Annotated in this window: 13 protein-coding genes; 12 read left to right on the top strand and 1 reads right to left on the bottom strand. The window is 38.6% G+C overall.

The genetic code is table 11. The annotated features are described in order from the left end of the window. Nucleotides 1-1,527 (bottom strand): hypothetical protein, encoded by a 1,527-nt coding sequence (locus tag PQG54_RS10300; RefSeq protein ID WP_271790399.1) that lies wholly within the window; start codon nt 1,525-1,527, stop codon nt 1-3. 187 nt (nt 1,528-1,714) lie between these two features. Between PQG54_RS10300 and PQG54_RS10295 the strand changes: the two genes are divergently transcribed. From PQG54_RS10295 to PQG54_RS10240, 12 genes are all read left to right on the top strand, one after another. Then, a complete protein-coding gene (locus tag PQG54_RS10295; RefSeq protein WP_271790400.1) occupies nt 1,715-2,944 on the top strand; it encodes an argininosuccinate synthase in 1,230 nt (409 codons plus the stop codon). A gap of 25 nt (nt 2,945-2,969) precedes the next feature. Further along, nucleotides 2,970-3,455: an FKBP-type peptidyl-prolyl cis-trans isomerase gene (locus PQG54_RS10290; protein ID WP_271790401.1), complete on the top strand. Its 486-nt coding sequence runs from the start codon at nt 2,970-2,972 to the stop codon at nt 3,453-3,455. Nucleotides 3,456-3,480: 25 nt separating this feature from the next. Next, nucleotides 3,481-4,491 carry a tryptophan--tRNA ligase gene (gene trpS, locus PQG54_RS10285; protein ID WP_271790402.1) on the top strand — a complete coding sequence of 337 codons (1,011 nt, stop codon included), beginning with the start codon at nt 3,481-3,483 and terminating at the stop codon, nt 4,489-4,491. Between the two features lie 5 nt (nt 4,492-4,496). Beyond that, complete coding sequence (locus PQG54_RS10280) at nt 4,497-4,913, top strand: secondary thiamine-phosphate synthase enzyme YjbQ (protein ID WP_271790475.1); 417 nt, start codon at nt 4,497-4,499, stop codon at nt 4,911-4,913. Nucleotides 4,914-4,959: 46 nt separating this feature from the next. After that, nucleotides 4,960-5,679, top strand: a complete 720-nt coding sequence (locus tag PQG54_RS10275) for a double zinc ribbon domain-containing protein (protein ID WP_340163360.1) — start codon at nt 4,960-4,962, stop codon at nt 5,677-5,679. 95 nt (nt 5,680-5,774) lie between these two features. Further along, nucleotides 5,775-6,032: a glutaredoxin 3 gene (gene grxC / locus PQG54_RS10270; protein WP_271790403.1), complete on the top strand. Its 258-nt coding sequence runs from the start codon at nt 5,775-5,777 to the stop codon at nt 6,030-6,032. Nucleotides 6,033-6,083: 51 nt separating this feature from the next. Beyond that, entirely contained in the window at nt 6,084-6,566 is a 483-nt protein-coding gene (locus PQG54_RS10265) for a DUF2147 domain-containing protein (protein WP_271790404.1), read from the top strand. 786 nt (nt 6,567-7,352) lie between these two features. Then, complete coding sequence (locus PQG54_RS10260; protein ID WP_271790405.1) at nt 7,353-7,706, top strand: DUF6616 family protein; 354 nt, start codon at nt 7,353-7,355, stop codon at nt 7,704-7,706. Nucleotides 7,707-7,843: 137 nt separating this feature from the next. Beyond that, complete coding sequence (locus PQG54_RS10255; protein WP_271790406.1) at nt 7,844-13,048, top strand: Hint domain-containing protein; 5,205 nt, start codon at nt 7,844-7,846, stop codon at nt 13,046-13,048. 88 nt (nt 13,049-13,136) lie between these two features. Beyond that, complete coding sequence (locus PQG54_RS10250) at nt 13,137-14,633, top strand: AMP-binding protein (RefSeq protein WP_271790407.1); 1,497 nt, start codon at nt 13,137-13,139, stop codon at nt 14,631-14,633. Nucleotides 14,634-14,715: 82 nt separating this feature from the next. Continuing rightward, nucleotides 14,716-21,321: a type I polyketide synthase gene (locus PQG54_RS10245; RefSeq protein WP_271790408.1), complete on the top strand. Its 6,606-nt coding sequence runs from the start codon at nt 14,716-14,718 to the stop codon at nt 21,319-21,321. A gap of 9 nt (nt 21,322-21,330) precedes the next feature. Then, nucleotides 21,331-23,376, top strand: coding sequence for a fatty acyl-AMP ligase (locus PQG54_RS10240; protein WP_271790409.1), 2,046 nt, complete (start codon nt 21,331-21,333; stop codon nt 23,374-23,376). Nucleotides 23,377-23,412 lie beyond the last annotated feature (36 nt).

The raw sequence follows: 23,412 nt of genomic DNA, 5'->3' as shown, positions 1-23,412 counted from the left end.
TTAATACTTTTGGTTTAAATATTTTTTTAGCTTTCCTGCGGTCTCATATTTAAATGTAATTTCTTCTTTGACTTCATATTGATTTGCACCAATAAATCCTTTTAACTTTGGATCATTGTTAATCTTTTGATCCAGTTTTAGATTACCATTTTGATCTTTTGTATACCCATAGACTTTATAAAAATATCCATATCTTCCATTCGATGTATCGGGTTTTGCGCTCCATTTTACAATGGTAAATATATAGGGTTTTTGATGGATAGAATAGGTAAAAACCGATGCTATTTCTGCAGCAACATGGTTGGGTTTATATTGGTCAATAATTATTTTTTTATTTTGACCGTTTTGGTTGTATTCCAAAATAAAATTAACAGGTGTTTGATATCCGCTCTCTTGGGCTTGGAAATATATTTTTCCTTTAGAATATAGAGTAGTTTCAAAAGGACCTTGAATGATTGCAAAATTATAAGTTTGTTCAAGATATTTTTTTAATTTTTCAGCATTATTTAAATTAAAAGATTCCGTGATGTCTATGTCTTTATCATGGTCTTCGTTGTTACTTTCTGTATAGCTGCCATCAAATCCACTGAGTTGAGGGTCATTCATCAAATTTTCATCTTGTTTTAAGTTTCCATTTTGATCTTTGGTATAGCTATAGATTTTATAATCACTGCCACCTTTTCCAACGCTTGCAACAAAATCAATATCCCAACTGACAATAACGAAGATATGGTTTTTCTTTTCTATAGGGTAGGTAAAAACAGACTGAATCGTTGCAGGAGTATAAAATCCTCCTCCTGAATCTGGTTCATATTGATCGATTATTTCCTTTTTAATCTTTCCGTTATGATTATATTCTAACAAAAAGGAAACAGGATAAGTTAATACATTGCTTTTCCCTTGAAAGTAGATTTTTCCTTCAGGATACAGGTCAGTCTTTAGCGGTCCATGTATCATACTGGTTTTTAAGTATTCTTTGATAGATTCTGGTGTTTTGTAATCAAAAGTTTGCTTGGAACCATTTGATATCCCTTCAAAACCACTTAAATATAGATGTGAGCCAATATTATCATTTTGTATATTAGTATCATCACAATCTGCTATGCTTGCAAGTTGTAATTTACCATGTGAATCTTGTATGAACGTATTTAGTGAATATTCGTAACCATTGGTTTTCTTTTTACGATCTATTTCTTGTTTTTTAGTCATTACAAAGAAATACATATTTTGATCGATTTTCTCTGAGAAAACAAAGACGATTTCTGAATGTTCAGAAAGGTTATTGTATAGAGTTTCTCGCTGTGTTTGATTGTCTTGTTTATATTCTACAACAAGAGAATCAAAAGTTGCTTTATGTTTTGGATCAAGATTTGTTTGAATAAAAACTTTGCCATCAGGGTATAGATCTACTGCAAACTTTTTTTGTATTGTTTGCGTTGTTAGCTCTTGTGAATATCCTGTTAAAGGAAGTGTGAAGATATTCAGTGAGATTAAACCAAATAGCAGTTTTTTGTTTAGGAAGATCATATTAAGAGCTTTGTGCTTTTTGCTGATAAATAGAAATATGTTTGATGAAATTATTTTATATACATTGTATTTTCTATGTTTAGTGGAATATTTATTTTGAAAGTAGGCAAATACTGTTTAAAATACCTGTCGATAGTGCTATAAAAACAGCAATTATTTGGATTTAAAGACAAGAGAGAGAAAACGAATGGCAGAAAAAAAGGTGAACAAAGTTGTTCTTGCCTATTCTGGTGGGTTGGACACTTCGGTTATTTTGCGTTGGTTGCAAAAAACTTATGAATGTGAAGTGGTTACCTTTACCGCAGATTTAGGGCAAGGCGAAGAATTAGGGCCAGCACGTAAAAAGGCCGAAATGTTCGGTGTCAAAGAAATCTTTGTAGAAGATTTACGTGAAGAATTCGTTCGTGACTATGTTTTCCCAATGTTTCGTGCCAATACGTTATATGAAGGTCAATATTTGCTTGGGACTTCTATTGCACGTCCATTAATTTCAAAACGTCAAATTGAAATTGCTGAACAAGTTGGTGCTGATGCGGTGGCTCATGGGGCAACAGGCAAAGGAAATGACCAAGTCCGTTTTGAACTGGCTTATTACGCATTAAAACCAGATGTCAAAGTGATTGCGCCTTGGCGTGAATGGGAGTTAACCTCTCGCACCCGTCTGTTACAATTTGCTGAAGAAAATCAAATTCCGATTGCACATGATAAACGTGGGGAAGCACCATTCTCTGTTGATGCGAATTTATTGCATTCGTCTTCCGAAGGTAAATTACTGGAAGATCCAGCTGTTGCGCCAGATGAAATCGTATTTCAACGCACGATTTCCCCTGAAGACGCACCTGATAAAGCCACCGAAATCACCATTGATTTCAAATCTGGTGATCCAGTAGCGATTAATGGGGTGGCAATGTCCCCAGCAACCTTGCTAACTCGTTTGAATGAATTGGGCAAAGAAAATGGCATTGGTCGTTTAGATCTGGTTGAAAATCGTTTTGTGGGTATGAAATCCCGTGGAATTTATGAAACTCCAGGTGGAACCATTCTTTTATTTGCTCATAGAAATATGGAATCTATTACCTTAGACCGTGAAGCTGGGCATTTAAAAGACAATATTATGCCACGTTATGCTGAATTAATTTATAATGGGTTTTGGTTCTCTCCAGAACGTCGTATGTTGCAGGCTTTAATTGATGAAAGCCAACACTCGGTAAATGGTCGTGTTCATTTAAAACTTTATAAAGGTAATATTATCCTGATGGGTCGTGAAAGCCCCAATAGCTTATATGACATGCGTGTGGTAACCTTTGAAGATGATGAAGGCGCGTATAACCAAGTAGATGCGCAAGGCTTTATCAAATTAAATGCATTACGTTTACGTCTGGGTGCGCAAGCAGGGCGTCGTGGTGGTAGCTTATAACTCAGTAAATTAGGAATTGACGATCATGAAGAAAATCTTCGCTTTTATAGCGCCTGCATTATTTGCTTTTTCTTTAACGGCATGTGCTGGTGATAAAGAGGTCCAGTTAACATCTGATCAATTTATGAAAAAAGTTTCTGCTGAGTCTGGTGTGAAAACACTCCCCAGTGGTTTGGCTTATCGTGTAATTAAATCTGGCGATCCAAAGGATGCTTCTCCTTCTAAAGGTGATTTGGTTCTGGTTGAATATGAAGGTCGTTTGCCTGATGGTGTGATTTTTGATGCGTCAGATCGCCACGGCGGTGGGCTAATGCAAATGCCTGTTGATGGGCTTATTCCTGGGTGGATGGAAGCATTGCCAATGATGCATCCTGGGGATACATGGCAACTTTTTGTTCCTGCTAATCTAGCATATGCGGAAAAAACCATGGGGATTATTCCTGCCAACAGTCCATTAGTCTTTAAAATCCATTTGGTTGGGGTTACAAAAGGCTCTGCTGGTAATAACTAATTTTTGAAAACAAAGGTGTTTTATTGTGTCTAAACCGTTAGGAAAAAGAGTTTTTTCGGGCATTCAACCCACGGGGATTCCTCATCTAGGAAATTATTTGGGGGCTATTCGTCACTGGGTTGATATTCAAGAAGGAAATGAATGTATTTATTGCCTTGTGGATATGCATGCGTTAACGGTTTGGCAAGATCCTGCGCAATTAAGAAAGCAAGTAATTGAACAAGCAGCGATTTTAGTTGCAGCAGGCATTGATCCACAAAAACAAATTTTGTTCAATCAATCAGCAGTTTCAGCTCATGCGCGCCTTGCATGGATTTTTAATTGTGTGGCGCGTATTGGCTGGATGAACAGAATGACCCAGTTTAAAGATAAAGCTGGTAAAAATAGAGAGGCTCATTCCGCTGGCTTATATGTTTATCCAAATTTGATGGCGGCTGATATTTTGGCTTATAAGGCAACTTGTGTGCCTGTTGGTGAAGATCAACGTCAACATCTAGAGTTAGCCAATGATATTGTTCAGAAATTCAATCATGATTATGAGACAGATTTCTTTCCAGAAGTACAAGGCTATATTCCGACAACCAGTGCTAGAGTAATGAATCTGCGTGATGGCAGCAAGAAAATGTCCAAGTCTGATCCTTCTGAACAAGGGCGGATTGAGTTAATGGATGAAGATGATGTCATTGCAAATAAAATAAAACGCGCCAAGAGTGATTCCGAGCCTTTGCCTTCTGAAAAAGAAGGGCTAGAAAATCGTTTAGAAGCATTGAATTTAGTTTCTATGTATTCGGTGATGTCGGGCAAAACAGTTGATGAAACATTACAAGAATTTGCAGGTCAAGGCTTTAGTGGGTTCAAGACCGCTCTTGCTGACGTATTAATTCAACATATTGCGCCTATTCGCGAACAAACTAAAAAATTATTATCGGATCAAGCCCATATCCATGCGATTTTAAAACAAGGTGCTGAAAAAGCGTCAGCGATTGCAGAACCAATTGTCTCTGAAGCAGAAGCTATAGTAGGATTTATAAAATAATCATGATGAAGCAGCAAACAGGTTTTTTACAGATTCAAACACACGGTCAAGGGCTGACGATGTTGAATCTAGACATATCGAACTGGATTCTGAAAACAGGAATTGTTACTGGTTTGCTGACTTTGTGGTGTAAACATACATCCGCATCCTTTATTGTACAGGAAAATGCAGATCCTGACGTGCGTCATGATATTTTGCGCTATTTGAATGATTTAGTGCCTGAAAACCGGTCTTATTTACATAATAGTGAGGGTAAGGATGATATGCCTGCTCACATTAAGACAATATTAACTCAAACACATCTTTCTATTCCAGTAGTGAATAGGCAAATGGTTTTGGGAATGTGGCAGGGTATATATTTATTCGAACATCGTAAGCATCCGCATTTACGAGAAATAGCACTGCATTTACTGGGCGAATAATATTTATCGTCAGTTTCCTTTTTTATAAAAAAGCAGAAGGAAATTAATAATAATTTTACAAAATTTTCTTGATTTTCTTATACCTCCGCGATGTCTCATATGTAATCATATAGTGCTAGACGCTGGACAGGTATGTGCGCATTGTTTTAAACAGCTGCATTTTATAGAGCTTCCATATTGTCGTTTATGTGCTCGTCCATTTGCTTCGCAGGATGAAGCAGGAAAGAAAGATATTTGTTTAGATTGCGATACTTCTTACGTTCCTTGGCAACATTGTCGGGCAGCTTTTGTCTATAACGAGGGTTTTAAAAAATTGATTATGCCTCTGAAATATGGCGATCAACAAAAAAGCCTACAATTCCTTTCATATTTTATGTATCGATCCGCTCAAGATTTAATTGCAAAAGCAGATTATATTATGCCTGTTCCTTTACATAAAAAGAGGTTGAGATATCGTAAATATAATCAATCTGCTTTATTAGCATGGCAATTGGGGCGTAAGGGAAACACTAGGGTCTTGCCTATGGGACTAATGCGCATCAAAGAGACCATTGTTTTGGGCCACCTTAGCAAGAAAGAGCGACGAGTATTGCTCCAAAATGCTTTTATAGTGCATCCAAAATATAAGCAGTATCTAGAAAATAAGAGAATTATATTAGTAGATGACGTGATGACGACTGGGTCTACGATGGCGGAATGTGTGGAAACGTTATTAAAGGCAGGCGCAAAACACATTGATATTATTGCAGCAGCAAAAGTCAGTTAACGTAACAAAATAGATTTTAATTCATATAGAGGTCTTGTTTTGTAGTTATGTGTTGTCTATGTTTTATAATATTATGTATTTATTAGGAGTTAACAATGGCTAAAGTTGAAATTTACACGCAACCTGGTTGTCCGTATTGTCAAAAGGCGTTGATGCTTTTACAAGCTAAGAACGCAGATTTCCAAGAAATTAGTGCTCCCAAAGGAACTCCACAACGTGAAGAAGCAATTAATCGTTCCGGAGGAAAAACAACAGTACCCCAGATCTTTATTGATGGTAAGGCGATTGGTGGGTGCGACGATTTGATGGCGTTGAATCAGTCTGGTGAACTACAAAAATTGCTTGCAGTCTAATCAGCTTTATTTTTTAATTACAGGTTAGTTAAGTAAAGGCGGTAAAATTTTATGTTATATATATATTCCAAAATTAAAACACTAAATTTTATCGCCATTCTAATAATTCTATTGTTTACTTTCTGTAACGCTGTTTTTGTCAAAGCACAACCAGTCAATACTATTCCAGAGGTTGGTTTATGGGCTACTAAAGAGAACGATGGCGTTTTTAACATTTATGCTTGTGGTCAAAAATTATGTGGTCGTTTTGTTGGAATGCAATATACAACGTCGATGCCTCCTGATACCAAATATGGGCATTCACAATGCAATTTCTTGATGTTGCGTGACTTCGAGCAAGATAAATCTGGAAAACGCTGGCGAGGGACGATATTAGATCCAAGAGATGAAAAATCCTATAATGCTAAAATATGGCTTACCAATAAAAATGAGCTACGTTTGCGTGGCTATTTAGGAATTAGTTTATTTGGTGAAACACAGGTTTGGCATCGTTTTACTGGAAAAATACAACCTCATTGTAAGTTGCCAGATTAAGGATTAAAGCCCGTTTCTTGCGGAGCTCTTAAGACGTACTTGCAAATTAAAATGGTCTTTATTAGCTAAGAATGGTTATCGTCATGGTGCGATCCAATAAGTGTACAAAAATTTATAAGCATAATATATCAAAATCGAACCAAGGGATGATCGATAGAGGCTATGATTTTCGAGAGGAATCGTGTGAGGCTTTGGCAAGATGTGGCACTTTTTAACGCGTAGTTAAAATAAGATTTGGATATGGGAAGCTGTATATTCGGATTTTATCATGACTTTGATTGAAATTATGAGGGGTTATAATAACATAAATTGTGGTACAATTATGCAACGATAAAGTGTACTAAATATTCTTGTTTTTGGCTGTATCGTTGGTGAGCTTGTAAAAGCTCATTATCTTAAACTCATTAGTTCGAATCAAGACGTAAGTCTATGGAATAAAACGGAATAATTTTCAGGTAGAGGTGGAGATTTCAATGTTGTATGCATAAAGTTCATATTCACGCGGTTTAAGTATATTATTGATATTACAATGTTTTATTTATTCATTTCGAAGTTGTTATTTTTAAATAAGAAGTAAAAACAATTTTTAATCAGTATACTCAGAATTAAAACCTTTAAGTTTTCCTTATCTATATTGATGAATATATTGATTTTATTAATAAAGTTCTATATACTTAGTGTGTATAAACATTTATTAACTGTAATGTTAATGATTGTTGGATAGTTTATCTTGCAATGTGTAGGTTAAGCTATTTTATTTTGTATGGGCTTTAAAAGGGGGTGGGCATGGCTTATGTAATGACACAAGTTTTTTCACCAAAAGAAAAGTGGGGAAAACTTACTAAGTCAGTAAAAGAGCAAATTTTACAAAGAATGATTGTAAATTTGTCTTCTTTGGCAGGCGGAAATTTGGTGCGACTTATCGCGGCTGGGCAAATTGATGGTGGAATTCCTAGGGTGGTAGACTCTGAGTTTTACGTCGTTTGGTCTGTTGAATTAAATGAAATGAGTAAACATATTGCACAACATTTACGTGAAAGTGAATGGAATGAATATTTTGACGTTGTGAACGTCGGAGGGCGCGCTCTTAGTGTTCCTGAATTTGCTGATGTAGTTTTGGCAGATTTAGAGAGATCGTGATCTTTGCGGGTATAAGCGGGTTAAAATTTTCACCAAGTGAATAAAATAAATAAAACAAATAAATATAATAATAATAAATAAAAATACAGAAATTGAATAAAATAAAGTGGGTTAATAGTTAGTTTTAAGGTATTTCAATGTCTGATGATAATATAATATCAAGTAATGAACAGTTGGCTACTGTTGCAGTCGCAGCAGATGACAACGTTTCTTCTTCATTAAGTGATTTGGTTTTGGGAAGTTCCGCAGGCAGTCTTGTCAGCGGCGGTTCATTAAGTAGTGATTCATTAAGCAGTAATGGTTCGGCTGCTTTATCTGATTTGGTGTCTGCAGGTGAGTTGGGGTCTGATGCTGCTGCATTTACTTCTATGTACAGTGCTGCGGCAACGTCTATGTTGGATCAAACTTTCTATGCGGGATCTTTGAATAGGGCTGCCCAGCTTAAGACAGCAGGGATGCCTGACTATAATGTCGTTAGTACTGTTGCTCGCGCGTTAAATAGTGTTACTATTAGTAATGCTCCTAATGTTGGGGATGCGTACAAATACACCTATAATGCAGTGCAATCTGTGACTGCATTTGCTGGCATTGGTTTTAATGGTTCAGGTCATGCGATTTATCAGACCAATTCAGCGGTAAGCGTTACCAGTACTGGTTTGACGCAAATCGCTGCTGGAAACAGTCTATTAATTGGTAGTGCGGGTGCGACTGATGGGGCGGCTAATTTTGCTCTTCAATACAGACCTGATGGTAGCGCCAATTTTATGATGGATCAGGGGTCTTATTTAAGTGCCAATGGTTACGTTGGTGGTGTTGCCGATAAATCTCAAGCAGGGCAGGCTGTGGGTACTGGTGACAGAGGTCTACGTACGGGTAACGTTTTGGCTGCTGATAACGTAAGTGCCGATGTTGTAGGTGACTGGGGGATTATTGGTGATGCCGCGACAGGATTAAATCCCACAACCAACAAATTTGGTAAGAATGCTCATCTTAATATCGGTGGTAACCTTGGTATTTTCATGAATGCCTCTGCAACTTATGATGATGGGCTGCAAGTCAATGTGGGGGGAGGTATATCAGCGGGTAGTGGTGTGTTTGTCGGCTCCGGTGGTTATATGTCAGTGGGTAATAATGGCAGATTTAATATCACTGGTGGTATGGGTGCTGCCTATTCTGGTGGGTATACTGGAAGCAATGCAAGAATGTATTTAGGGAACGCCAATAGCGTCCACCTAGATCAGGCGAACTGGGGTAACTTTGCCGCGCAGGCTGGTGCTGTTATTTCGGCTGGTGATGATTTTAATTTGCGTGCTTTAGAGATATCTGTTGGATATGGTCAGGTAACTAGTACGGGCGCTATTCTTGGTGATAGTCCTGCATCTATGACTATTGGCAGCAACGCTATCATCAGTTTGGCACAAAAAGGTTTGTCCGATAATGGTTTGGAATTTTATTTGGGATCCGATGGCGCGATCGTAGTTGATGGATCTGCTGCTAATGCTATCTCAGGAAATAAATTAATTATCGGTAATGGTGCACAAATCGGTGCAAGCACAATTTCTCTGGGGAATTATGCAAAAGATTACTCAGGGGTAGATCCTCGGTCAAGTCCGCCGGTTGCAATGAGCTACTCTTGGTATCATACGGGAAATAATAACAGTATTACTATTGGCTCAGGTGCTACAATTAATCTTTCTGGCGGTATTGAATTAGATGGAAATAATAACGTTCTAACAATGAATGGTGGTGGTACTAGTGGTAATATTTTAAACGCTGGTTATATTAGTGCAGGTCGTTTTTACCAAGAATATCAGATACCGCTTGTTAATAGCAGCTCTACTGCGGGTGGAACTAAATATAACTATGTATACGACAATACTTCTGGTGCTAATGTAACATTTGGTGATGGGTATATTATTACATTAACCTCTGGTATAACTTCTACTGGGTTAGCAAATATACCAGTTATTAGTAACAATGGTAACTTGATGGCGACTGCCAATAGAGATATATTTACATTTGGTAGTAATGTTACATTAAATGCTAACTCCGTGGTCGTGGGTGATTATTCTCTCGTAGCATCAAATACAAAGCCTGGTGTAAATCCCTTTGTTTTTTCCAAAGTGGAATTGACGACAGGAGCCTCCTTAACATATGGAAATAACACTAAACTAAATCTATCTGGTGCTGTTTTATTAAATGGTTCTGGAAATGCGATGAGTTTTGGCGATCAGTTGACGGCCAACGTCTCAACAATGTCGTTTGGTGTTGGTCCAGCAGGTGGCGTTCAGCGTAACAATATTTTCTCTGCGGGTGCTCTTGCTAGTATTACGGTATCTAATGGGCTAAGCAATAGTTTAGTTAACGGAACGTTCAGAGTTAATAATAATGGTTATATTCATCTTCTTGCAGGTGATTATGTTCTGAATGGTGCGGGAACGGCTGCAGCTTCTAACAATAATGTTGCAATGGGAGATAATAGCCAATTATTGCTTGATACAGGGTCTATTTTGGTTAGTGGTCAATGGCAAACCTTTACGATGGGAGCTACCGCTCAAGTTTCTGCTAAGGATTTTAATGTATCAGGTACATCTCAAACACTATCTTTTGGATCTAATACAACTGTAAATCTAAATGGTGCTACTTCTTTTGTTGGTTCTGCCAATAAACTGACTTTCGGTGATAATTTAACCTTTAATGGAGCTGTGCAAAATCTAACTAATGGCACGGGCTTAAATGTTACTGGTAAATCAGAAGTGCTTACTTTTGGTAATTTAACGAGCATGAATCTGCATAATGGTAATTTTTTATTACAAGGTTCTGCTAACCAAATGAACTTTGGTACTAATTTTACCTTAAATGCAGGTTCAATGTATCTTGGTAGTGATACGACATTAGCGGGTACTCAACAGGGGAATATTTTCTCTGCGGGTGCTTCTGCCAGCATTACGTTAAGTAACGGGTTAACCAACAGCCTTACATCTGGAACGTTCCAACTTAATAACAATGGATATATTCATCTTCTAACGGGTGATTATGTGCTGAACGGATCAGGGACGGGCGCTGCTGCAGCTGCTAATAATAAAGTCATAATGGGGGATAACAGCCAATTATTGCTTGATACAGGATCAATTTTGGTCAGTGGTCAATGGCAAAACTTTACAATTGGTAGTAGTGGGAAGGTTGTTGCGAATACGTTAAGTGTTGGTGGAACTTCACAAACTTTCACGTTTAGCAATGGCGCTAATGTTACTTTAAATGGTGGTCTTGTTGTCAGTGCGAATACAACGACGATGACATTTGGTAATGACGTTGCATTGAGTGTTGGCACTTCTGGTATGACATTTAATACCTCAACCCAGTTTGCTGTTGGTACAGGTGGTTCTGTTGACGTTGCAGGTGATATCACTTTTGGTTTGAATGCAGCTAGAACGACATTTAATGTTGGGGCAAACAAAACCGCATTTAATGCTAGGAACATCATTCTGAATGCAGACAGCCCAGCGTTAACGTTTGGTGCAGGGATTAATTATGGTGTTGCTGGATGGAGACTGAATGGTGCTTCAAATCAGATTACGTTAGGTGATGGTGCTACAGGATCGATCGGGGACATCACTATTGGTGGTAATGCAACTGGTGCCTTCTTTAATACTGGTAACGCAACAGATCTTAGTTTTGGTAATGCAACATTTATAAATGATGCTAAATTTACTTTGAGTGGTAAAGTTACGGGACAATCATTAAGTTTGGCTGGGACGACAACGGTTGATATTACTGCTGGTGCAAATGTTAATATTGGTAGCCTTTCCCTAGATGGTACCAAGCAAGTTATTATCAATGTTGCTGCTGGTGCAACTTTAAACGTGGATTCAGTCTCAACATTCGGTGTAGGATCTAACAATAAACCTGTCATTAATATCAAAGGTGGTACGGTTATTGTTGGTGGTCAGAAAGCAAGAGCATTAAGTTCTGATCAGTATGTTGTTGATTTTGGCACTGCTGCACAAAAGGGTATTTATAAATATGAAGGTACTATCCAAGAGAATAGTGGTAAAGTCACTTTACAAAACTTCGATTTAACAGATGAGGCTGTATTTGAGATTGGTGATAGTTATCTTGATCCAAACCGTTACCAAACAAGTGTTGTAGATGGCGTTTTATATGTCGACTATATCACGGAAGCTGGTCAACGGGTTAATTTAGCACAATTCAATTATTCACCGACTGTTGCAGGTGCAGTTCCTAACGTTGTTATTAAAGATGATAGCTCTAGCTCTACTGGGCATACGATTACGCTGACTAAGTGTTTCGTAACGGGAACTCATATTTTAACGCCAGATGGTGAAGTAACCGTTGAAAACTTACAAGTTGGAGATCAGGTTGTTACGTTGCAAGACGGACGACAAGTCACCAAAACGATTGTTTGGGCTGGTCATATGGATGTGGATGTAAATCATTACGAACATAAAGATACCTTATATCCAGTTTGTATTAAGGCACATGCGTTTGGTTTAAATCAGCCTTGTCGCGATTTACTGGTAACGCCAGAACATACAATCTATGTTGATGGTGGGTTAATCCCAGCACGTATGTTGGTTAATGGACGTTCTATTATCGTAGATAAATCTATGGATCGATTTACTGTTTACCATATTGAGACAGAAGAGCATTCAATATTGTTGTCAGAAAATTTAACAACAGAATCTTATCTAAATACTGATGATCGTCATTTATTTAATGGTGATGCGGTTAATCTGCATTTGACCTTTGATGAAAATGCGGGACATCAAAGTTGGGAAAACGATGCTGCTGCACCATTGACTGTAGCAAGACATCAAGTGGAACCTATTTGGCAACGCTTGGATCGTCGTGCAACACAACAAGGTTATGCTCCTGTAATCAAAAAAGAGATTACAAGAAATCCAGATCTTTGTTTGATTACACAAAAAGGAATAAAACTTCAACCTATTGATATCAAAGGAAATGTCTACTCCTTCTATGTTCCTGCTAATGCCCGTGTGGTTGCGATGTATTCAAAAGCAGCGTTGCCATCAGAGGTTGTTGGTCCATTCTTAGACGATCGTCGTATGTTGGGTGTGTTGGTTGCTAAAATCAGCGTGCTTGGCGAAAAGTCTTTTGATATTTTACCATCTGATATGACTGGTCTTTCTGGTTGGCACCCTGCTGAGTTGAATAGAACAGATCGTTGGACACAAGGATTGGCAACGTTACCCGCAGTTGTTTCAGAAATGAGCAATCAGGTGAAGTTGGTAAAAATTGAATTGACCACTACGGCAGAGTATTTTGTAGATATCATTGAATGTGCAGAACAAATCGCATAGACTTGGTTTTTCTATGAAAAATGATATGATTTAATTAAGTTAAAACTTTCCTTTTTGAAATTTCAAAAAGGAAAGTTTTTCTTATTATATGGTGGAGATTTTTAGTATGTACGATCGGTTTATAGAGCATGTTGCGAGAATAGCTCCAGGTAAGGAGGCAATGCTGTCATTTGATGGTTCGGTTACTTTTGCCAAAATGGACGCGGATATTAATCGATTGGCAACAGCATTATTGCAAAAGCTAAACCCATTACCGAAGGTCGTAGCAGTTTCTTATCAGCAAATGCATCCTCACTGGATGTTTTTGATGGCATTAAGCCGCATTGGCGTTGCGACAGCATCTGTGGGTGATGACAGTTTAATTGCAGCCAGAGAAATAGCGGTTTTAAAACCAGATTTGATCATTAGTGATGCTTTTTTTGATGTAGAAACCGAGGCTAAGGTTTTAGTTTTAGATTTGGAATGGTATTCTCAAATTGTAGATGGAGTTGATGTAGAGCCTTTGCGTTTTGCACTCCCACGTGATCGTGTGGTACGAGTTGCAATTGCTGCGGGAACTTCTGAGAAAAAGCACAGAGTCGATTTTACAGCACCGATGATTGAGGCAGCTGTTATTCGCCATGCTCATCAAGAATATATTGAATGGGAAGGTGCAGAGGATGCAGCACAATATCATCGTTTATTGCCTACTTTAGGGACAGGCAGTATCCATGGATTTTTATCTGTGTTGAGTATATGGTATGTGTGTGGTTCAGTTATCATGGCTGATAGAGAACAATATCCAGCAGCCATCGCAATGCTAAAACCATCGATAATGATTATTTCGCCGTCACAATTAGAAGATATTTTAAGTCATATGCCTGCTGACGTTCCTTCTGTTACTGGTTTAAGATTAGTAGTCTCGGCTGGATATTTTGCTTCAGCGTTACAAGAAACAGTTCGACGTAAGCTAACACAACATATGCGTGTATTATACGTAACTAGTGAGGCTGGGTTAATTGCCGGTGCCCGTGTTGAACAAATGACACATGACGATATGGCAGGGTGGTTGCTACCATCGGTCGATTTACAAATTGTCGATGATGAAGATAACGAGTTGCCTGCTGGTGAGATTGGGAATATTCGAGTCAAGAGTGCAGAGCTTGTTAATGGTTTTTATGAAGATGAAGAAGCTACAAATCGCCAATTTAAGGATGGTTGGTTTTATCCTGGAGATTTAGGAATATTAGATATTCGCGGGGGCTTGCGCATTTTTGGTCGTGCAGATGAGTTATATAATTTTGGTGGCGACAAATTTTATGCGCACACGATTGATCGTATTGTGCAATCATTACCCGGTGTCAAAGATGCGGCTTTATTTGCTATGCCTAATGAACAAGGTGTTCCTGAACCATGGCTAGCAATCGTTAAAGATGTTAATTTTGATGTGGAAAAAGTAAGTGAAGCTTTAGAAAGTGAATTCCACAACTTACCTAATGTCAGAGCTATGTGGGTCGATACGATTCCAAGAGATGTGACTGATCGTGTATTACGATATCAATTAAGTATGGCGGCAACTCAGCAATATGCCAAAATGCAAAAATAAAATAGTTATTGCTGATTATACAATTACATCAAGTTAAGAACTATATAGTACAAAAGTCGTAAAAGTTGAAAGTAGAATACCCATGAAAATATTAGGTGATAAGCAATATTCTGGAGAAATAGCTATCATTGGTATTGGTTGTCGATTCCCAGGTGGAATTGTTGATTTATCTAGTTTTTGGGAAGCTGTTTGTGGCAAAAAAGAAACTGTTAGTGAAATATTGCCTTCTCGTTGGAACTGGAAAGGGGCTTACGATAAAGACAATACAATGATTGCAAAAAGCTTCTTTAAAAATGGGAGCTTCCTGACGCAGCCTATTGATGAATTTGAACCATTATTCTTTGGTATGTCACCAAAGGAAGCTGTGCAATGCGATCCACAACAACGTGTACTATTAGAAGTTGCTTGGGAAGCAATGGAAGAGGGAGGACTGGTTGCTTCTCACTATGCGGGTAAAAAAGTTGGTGTTTTTGTTGGGATTTTTGCAACTGACTGGTTAATTATGCAATCCAGTCATTATGCAAGTGAAGGAAATGTGGAAACTAATTTCTTGGCGACGACCGCCTCAACAACAATGATCTCTGCTCGTCTATCTTATTTCTTTGATTTTTGTGGACCTTCTTTGGCTTTGGATACAGCGTGTTCTTCTTCATTGACGGCTATTCACTTGGCCTGCCAAAGTTTAAGAGATGGTGATAGCGATATGGCAATGGCTGGTGGGATCAATATTATGTTGACCCCACAGTCAGGTTCATTGGTTGCTAAGGCTCGTTTCATGGCTGAAGACGGCAAAAGTAAAAGTTTTGATGCAGCAGCAGATGGCTATGGGCGTGGTGAAGGCTGTGGCGTTGTCATTCTCAAACGATTAGAAGATGCTATTGAAGACGGTGATAAGATCCATGCAGTCATCAGCGGTATTGGGATTAACCAAGATGGTCATAATGAAGGGATAACAGTTCCAAGTGCGGTGGCACAGGAAAAGCTTATTCGTTCAGTAGCTGAACAAGCAAAAATTGATTTAAAAGATATTGTTTACGTAGAGGCTCATGGTACAGGAACACCCGTTGGTGATCCGCTGGAAGCGCAAGCAATTTCAAATACAATTGGTAAAAGTCGCCCTCAGGAAAGTCCTGTCATTATTGGATCTGTTAAAGCCAATATTGGTCATTTAGAAGCAGCAGCGGGGGTGGCTGGTTTAATTAAGGCTTGTTTATGTCTTGAACATAAAGCCGTACCACCTCAAGCTAATTTAAAAGAGCCCAATCCGAATATTGCATTTACGGATATGAATTTGCGTTTAGTACAAGACGAAGTTGTACCGTTAACAACGACCGCACAAGACTTATACGCAGCAGTAAATTCGTTTGGATATGGTGGTTCTAATGCGAATGCGATTATTCGCTTACCCCGTAAAGAAGAAGTTGCAACCAGAATCAATTCTGAAGAAGCGCATTTACCTTCTGATAACTATATCTTGTCTCTTTCAACAAAACAGCAACCTTCATTAAAATTAACAGCCGAGGCTTATGCTGCATTTTTAAGAGCGGACAATAGTCCATCTATTGAAGATATTACATATTCTGTTGGAAAGCATCGTTCATTCTTCCAAAGGCATTTGGTAACGTTTGGTAAAACAAAGGAAGAGATTGCTCAGAAACTAGAGGATTTTGCGCAAGACAAACCTAATCCAGATGTCGTTGTTGGTCAGCAACAAATTAAAACCCAAACACAGCCTGCGTTCGTATTTTCAGGTATGGGACCACAATGGTGGGGAATGGGGCAATGGTTGCTAAAAAATGGACCTGCTGAATCTTTAGCAATTGCAAAAGAAATTGATGGTTATTTCCAAGAGCTTTCTGGATGGTCTATTCTTGCTGAATTGCAAAAGACAGAGGAAGAATCTCGTATTCACGAAACTGCTGTTGCGCAACCAGGTATTTTTACAATACAAGTTTGCCTTGCAGAAGCATTAAAGCTTTATGGTATTCAACCTTCTGCGATTGTTGGTCATAGTGTGGGTGAAGCTGCTGCTGCATATGTTGCGGGTGCATTGAGCCTGAAAGATGCAACAACGGTTATTTATCATCGTAGTCGCCTGCAACAAACTTTTGCAGGACGTGGTTCGATGTTGGCTGTGGGGATGCCCCCATCAGCATCAGCTGAATTAATCAAAGATTATGAAGGGGATGTTGCCGTTGCGGCGATTAACAGTCCTCGTTCCTTTACACTATCTGGTAGCAAGGAAAATCTCGAAAAAATTGCTGCTGAATTGGAGAAGCGTTCTGAATTTAATCGTTTCTTAAAAGTTGAATTGGCTTATCATAATCCAATTATGGCTGACATTCGCGATGAATTTGAAGAGGCGGTTGAAAATATTGAACCTAAAGTTCCAACTATTCCTTTATATTCAACAGTGACAGGGCATATTTGTGATGATACGTTCTTTCATGATGCAAGCTACTGGTATCGTAATTTAAGACAAACAGTTTTATTTGCCGAAGCAATTACGACGATGATCCATGATTCCTATTCTCTATTTTTAGAAGTAGGGCCTCATCCTGTTTTATCTGCTTCTGTTAAAGAATGTGCTGCAACTTTAAATGCTTCTGTTGGAACAGCTTATACGTTCCATCGCTCTGAACCAGAAGAGAAATCTTTGGTTAAATCCTTGGCAAGTCTATCTGCTGTAGGTTTAGAGTTAGATTGGGATAAAATTGTTTCAGGTAAAAGAGTTGATCTGCCATTTTATTGTTGGGCAAAAGAAGTTTACTTAAATGAAAGTAAACAATTGCGCGCACGTCGTTTGGCAGAGCGTGTTAATCCAGTCCTGGGGAATGTCGATTGGTCAGGTTCTCGTGGTTGGTTGTCTGAGCTGAATATTAATTTCATGCCATGGATTGTCGATCATCAGCTTGAAGGAATGAAAGTTTTTCCAGGTGCTGCTTATATTGAAGCTGCAATCGCTGCTCATGCTCAACTTGCTGCTGATGCGCCAAAGGAAATGCAAGAACCAGCTATTGTTGAAGATATTCAATTTAAAAAAGCAATGTTGATCGATGGAAAATTTTATCCATATATCACATGGTCCGTCGATGAACTGACTGGGCGGTTTTTGGCTTTTGGTCGCACAGAAAATGATTCTCCTAATTGGGAATTATATTCAACGGCGTTGTTACGCCGTACTGCTCCATGGAATGGCGATCAAATAGAAGATATAGAGGCGTTAAAAGCAAAAATTACCGAAGAAGTTGATGTATCATTTTATTACGAAAAGATGCATGAATTTGGAATGCAATACGGTCCAGCATTTCAAACCATTAAACAACTTTATCGAGGTAACGGCGTTGCATTTGCACATTTAAAAATTGCAGAATCTGAAAAAGATACGATCGAAGATTATTATATTCATCCAACATTGCTTGATGGCGCATTTCAGTTGTTTGGATTGTTAGGTGCAGAAAAGCAGGTGTCTGATACGACCTTTGTGCCTGTTTCGATTGAACGTGTGATGTATTTCGGTCGTCATGAAGGTGAGCTCTATGCCTATGGCGGTAATGTCAGACGAGATGATGAATTCTTAATTGGTGATATTTACATTTATACACCAAAGGGTGAACCCGTTGCGAAGATTACAGGTTTGACCGTCAAAGAATTAGCAACTGAGAGGCAAAAAGAAGCCAAACGTGCACGTTGGTTATATCGTTACGAATGGAAAGACGCTGAAGTTACACCATTATTGGGTGAAATTGCGCGTATTGCTCTTATCACCGATAATGATGCTATTGCCGATCCATTGATTGCGGAGCTTGAATCCCAAGGACTAACTGTCCTGCAAGGAAGGCTTGGAGAAAAATCTGGATCAGAAACGGATAGTATTTTCAACATTCGTTATGGCAACGAAGAGGATTATAAGGCGTTTTATTCCTTTGTAGATATTCAAAAATGTCGAGCCTTGGTGTATTTACGTAAAGATAATACTAAGAATAACGATGCTATTGGTTTATCTTTGGTACAAGAGTTATTATGTGTGACCAAGAGCTTACCAGCGTTAGAAGATAAAGACATTACAGATAACTTACGTTGTGTGATTATCACGAATGGTGCTGAGAAAGTTCTTGAAGACGAAAATATCGAACATCTTGGGCAATCTTCTTTACGTGGGTTCATTCGTGTATTTTCATTAGAACGCCCAGAAGTTAAACCTAAAATGGTTGATATTGATGGGAATATGAATGCAGTTGAAATTCCTGTTTTGGCAGCTGAAATTTTATCTGACGACGTAGAGGATGATGTTGCATTAAGAAAAGATAAACGGTTTATTTCACGTTTAGTTCCTTATAAGCATCAAGAAAATGTTACCCCAATTCCATACGAAGAAATCAAAGGAAAAAATCTTGGTTTCCGTTTGATTCCTGGACGTTCGGGGATGTTGGATCAAATTCATTATGAAACTTTTGAACGACAAAAGCCACCTCCAGGCCATATTGAGGTTGAAGTTGTTACGTCTTCTTTGAACTTTAAAGATCTTTTAAAAGTGATGGGCTTGTTGCCCCGTTCAGTTGTAAAGGGAACTTTTCATCAAGATGGTTTAGGAATGGAAGCAGCCACACGGATCGTTGCTGTTGGTGAGGGGGCTGAAGCAGCAGGATATTATGTTGGAGATCGCGTGATTATTTCAACAAAAGATTGCTTGGCTTCTCACGTGACATTCTCTGTTGAAACGTCTTATGCAATGCATTTGGACAAAAACTCTACTATTCGTGAAGCGCACCGTTATAATTTGTCAGAAGAAGATATTGAACGTGTTCGTAAAGAATTAGTGTTTGAAATTCCTGATGCAGAAGCGTCAACAATGCCGACTGTTTATTCAACTGCGTATCATACTTTGCTGGATATTGCTGATATTCAGGAAGGACAAACGATACTGGTTCACTCAGGCTCTGGTGGTTTGGGGCTTGCAGCGATTTCTATTGCCAAAATGCGGAAAGCTAGAATCTTTGCAACTGCTGGTAATGAAGAGAAACGTCAATATCTACGTGATATTGGATGTGAGCATGTATGGAATTCTCGTAATTTAGAGTTTGTTGACGGTGTTAAGGAAGTTACAAACGGAAGAGGGGTGGATATTGTTATCAACTCTTTATCTGGTGAAGCATTACAACATAGTTTAAGTTTGGTGGCACCATACGGATATTTCTTCGAGGTTGGGAAAAGAGATATTGTTGAGGGCAAATGGCTACCGATGCATGCCTTTAATGAAAATATAACCTTCCGTTCGATGGATTTGGATCGGATGTTGGCTCAACGTCCAGAGGAAATTATTCGCATGTTGGCGGCTTGTACGCGTCATATCATGAACAGAGAAATCGTGATGCCGCCTTGTACTGTTATGCCAGCAGCCAAAGCAACAGAGGCTTTCAGGTTGTTAGCGTCTGCTCAGCATATCGGTAAAGTCGTTCTAGATTTCTCTGATACTACAGATTTAATGGTTAATCCTCTTCCGAAAGAAATCCCAACAGTCCAAGAAAATGCTGCGTATTTGGTAACTGGTGCTTATGGGGGAATGGGATTACAATTAGTACAATGGCTGGTATCTATGGGTGCTAAACATCTTGTATTGGTTGGTCGTTCGTTAAAAGTAGAAGATGAGACAATCCAAAAAGCACTAGATATCCTTGCTTCACATAATATTACTGTTCATCAAATGCAGGCTGATATTGTTGATTACAACAGTATTAAATCTGTTATAGAGCAAGCTACGCAATTGGATGTGCCGTTAAAAGGTGTTTTCCATTGTGCGGCCGTGATTGATGATGGTGTGATTACTAACCTTGATAATGAACGTTTATCAAAAGTTATCTTGCCAAAAGCACAAGGTGCATGGAATTTACATGAATTGACCAAGGATATGGAATTGGATCATTTTGTTCTATTTTCCTCTGCTACCAATTTGCTTGGGAATATTGGTCAAGCAGCCTATGTTTCAGCGAATTTCTTCTTAGACGCATTGGCGAAATATCGTAAGCAAATTGGCTTGCCTGCGCTTGCGATTGAGTGGGGTGCTATTGATGGAGGCAGTATGTATCAAAAAGATAGTCGTGCTGCGAAAAACTTTGAAACCATTGGGGTCACGCCTATTCCTATTAAAGAAGCATTATCAACCATTTCCTTGCTTTGGAAAGCAGATCAGCCTTGTGTTGGCGTCTTGGACATTGATTGGTCTAAATGGTTTGGTGTGTTCCCGATGACTCGTTCAGTTGGACGTTATCAAGAGTTATTAACGCTAGGGAATTCTTCTTATGAGCAAACTGAAGTATTACGTCAATTAAATGCCTTACCATTAGAAGAACGTTTACCGTTTGTGGTTAAGAATTTAATTGATATTTTGACTAAAACTTTGCAAATCCCACCTGATAGTATTGATGGAAATACCCGTTTAACAGAACTTGGTATTGACTCGCTTGTGGGTGTAGAGCTGCAAATTGCGATTAGTAATACGTTAGGATGTGAGATTTCATTATTACAATTAATGAAAGAGGAAAACCTTCAAGATGTGGGGAAAGTCCTACTAAGAAAGTTGAAAGTATCTTTTGAGAGTAATGAATCATTAATTCTGGATTCTGATGCTGAAGAATCAGAAGAAAAAACAGCAATGCTTGAAGATTCCTCTAGTAAAGAAATGGAATAAGCATACAGTATGGCTCTTATTGTTCCAGATGTTTCCGAGGAAGATTGGGCATGTAAAGTATATGGCATTGTTGATTGGCACACAGCGACTTTGGTCGATATGTTACAACATCGTGCCAAACTTTCCCCATCTATGGTCTTGTATTCCTTATTAGATGGGGATTGCAATATTGTAGATCATTTAACAAGTACTCAGTTGAATGATCTTGCTGCCACGATCGCTGCTGGATTACATCATTTTGGCAAGGAGGGGGATCGTGTCCTCCTCTTATGTGATAATGATTTAAACTATATTTCTGCATTTTTTGGATGTATTTACGCGGGTATGATTCCTGCGTCTGGTGTCCATATTGATGTCATGCGCAGTGATGAACGGTTTGAGATGGTTGCAAATGATGTGCAGCCAAAGCTCATTATTGGTCCACGCAAAATTTTGGCTGATTATAAAGCCAGCCACAAAGAATTAAATTGTAAGCCTATTTGGGTGCCTTTAGAGGTTTTATTTAACGCAAAAAATAAAATCGCAATCAGAGGTAATAATCATGATGTTGCTTTTATTCAATATACTTCTGGAACAACAAGAAATACGAGGGGAATAGAGCTAACACATCGTAACCTGATTTTTAATCTTCGTCATCAAGCTAAGAGCTATGAATATTTAGATGAAAAATATAGTGGTCTTAGTTGGCTGCCTTTAGCACATGATATGGGGTTGATTGGTTGCGTTTTGCTGGCAATAGGGTGCGGTGGGGAATGTATGTTATTACCACCCAAATATTTTATTGAAAAACCAGCACGTTGGTTACAGGCCTTGTCACGATACAAAGTCGGCATGTCTGGAGGGCCTACATTTGCATATAATTTGTGCACAAAAGAGGTCACTGATGAGGAAATGCAGCATCTTGATTTATCTTCTTGGGAGTTGGCTTTAAACGGCGCTGATACCGCGCAAGCTGATATTATGCAGCGTTTTTGCCGAAAATTTTCTGCGGTTGGGTTCAAGGCGCGTCATTTAGTTTTCGGGTATGGTTTGGCAGAGGCCACTTTAACAGCCACCAGAACACAACGACGTGTTTTACCTAAATTTAGAAGTTTTTCAAGAAGTGCATTAATGGCTGGTTTTGCATGGCCAAGTATTAATAAATTTGATCGAAGAGAGCTAATCTCCTGTGGGACATCGTTAGAAGACCAAAAGGTTGTGATTGTTGACCCAGAGACAAATATGCCTCTTAGAAACGGGCGTGTTGGGGAAATATGGATCACAGGTCCAAGTATTGCGAAAGGGTATCTGAATAGGCCAGAAGAGACGGAAGAAATTTTCCACGCAAAAATCATAGGGCAAAATGAATCCTATTTACGAACTGGCGATTTAGGTTTTTTATTAAATGACAATTTGTTCTTTTCTGGACGAATTAGTAACGTGATTACCTTACGTGGAAAAACTTATGACCCAGATGATGTCAGTGGTGTTTTAGAAGCAGCATGTTCGGATATTCGTCCAAATGCAACAGCATTTTTCCTTGCTGATTTAGAAGATCCTGTATCAATTACTGTCATCATAGAGTTAATTAAAAAACCAGTAGGTTCATTTGATACAATTGCTCAAATAGCCTATGAAATCATTACTAAAACTTATGATATTTGGCCAAAAACAATTGTGCTGACACGACCAGGTGGGGTATTAAAAACCCCAAGTGGTAAGGCACAAATTGCTAGAACGCGTAAAGCCTTGAACGAAAATGCTTTGCCTGTTATTAAACGATTTGATTATGAGGTTCCTGATCTTCCTCCACCTTTGACATATGAGCAGGCTCGGGTTGAAGTGGAAAAATGGATTGCAGATGCAACAAAAGAGTGGGATGAGGATGTGAAAGAGCTAACGCGTGAAAAGCTAGTGAATAGGGAGGTAGATTCGGAATTGTTGCTCAATTTACGGCGTGATTTTGAATCATATTTTCATATTCAGATTGATCCATCTGAATTTATGGTTGCGTGTCAAAATTATAATGATTTATGTAATTTGTTAGCTAATCAAATAAGTGTAACTGTATCGTAGTTTTACATAATTATAAAAGTTAAGAGGGAATAGAGA

This window comes from Commensalibacter communis (assembly GCF_947179015.1).
In the GTDB taxonomy this organism is placed as follows: domain Bacteria; phylum Pseudomonadota; class Alphaproteobacteria; order Acetobacterales; family Acetobacteraceae; genus Commensalibacter; species Commensalibacter communis.
Note: the sequence above shows the minus strand (reverse complement) of the source record. Positions and strands in the feature narration are given on the sequence as shown.

Bases quoted from the DNA above. Each gene is read 5' to 3' on its own strand.
- PQG54_RS10265 (WP_271790404.1), top strand. From the start codon at position 6,084: ATGTTATATATATATTCCAAAATTAAAACACTAAATTTTATCGCCATT.
- PQG54_RS10300 (WP_271790399.1), bottom strand. From the start codon at position 1,527: ATGATCTTCCTAAACAAAAAACTGCTATTTGGTTTAATCTCACTGAAT.
- PQG54_RS10280 (WP_271790475.1), top strand. From the start codon at position 4,497: ATGAAGCAGCAAACAGGTTTTTTACAGATTCAAACACACGGTCAAGGG.
- PQG54_RS10255 (WP_271790406.1), top strand. From the start codon at position 7,844: ATGTCTGATGATAATATAATATCAAGTAATGAACAGTTGGCTACTGTT.
- PQG54_RS10240 (WP_271790409.1), top strand. From the start codon at position 21,331: ATGGCTCTTATTGTTCCAGATGTTTCCGAGGAAGATTGGGCATGTAAA.
- PQG54_RS10295 (WP_271790400.1), top strand. From the start codon at position 1,715: ATGGCAGAAAAAAAGGTGAACAAAGTTGTTCTTGCCTATTCTGGTGGG.
- PQG54_RS10245 (WP_271790408.1), top strand. From the start codon at position 14,716: ATGAAAATATTAGGTGATAAGCAATATTCTGGAGAAATAGCTATCATT.
- PQG54_RS10290 (WP_271790401.1), top strand. From the start codon at position 2,970: ATGAAGAAAATCTTCGCTTTTATAGCGCCTGCATTATTTGCTTTTTCT.
- PQG54_RS10260 (WP_271790405.1), top strand. From the start codon at position 7,353: ATGGCTTATGTAATGACACAAGTTTTTTCACCAAAAGAAAAGTGGGGA.
- grxC (WP_271790403.1), top strand. From the start codon at position 5,775: ATGGCTAAAGTTGAAATTTACACGCAACCTGGTTGTCCGTATTGTCAA.
- PQG54_RS10250 (WP_271790407.1), top strand. From the start codon at position 13,137: ATGGTGGAGATTTTTAGTATGTACGATCGGTTTATAGAGCATGTTGCG.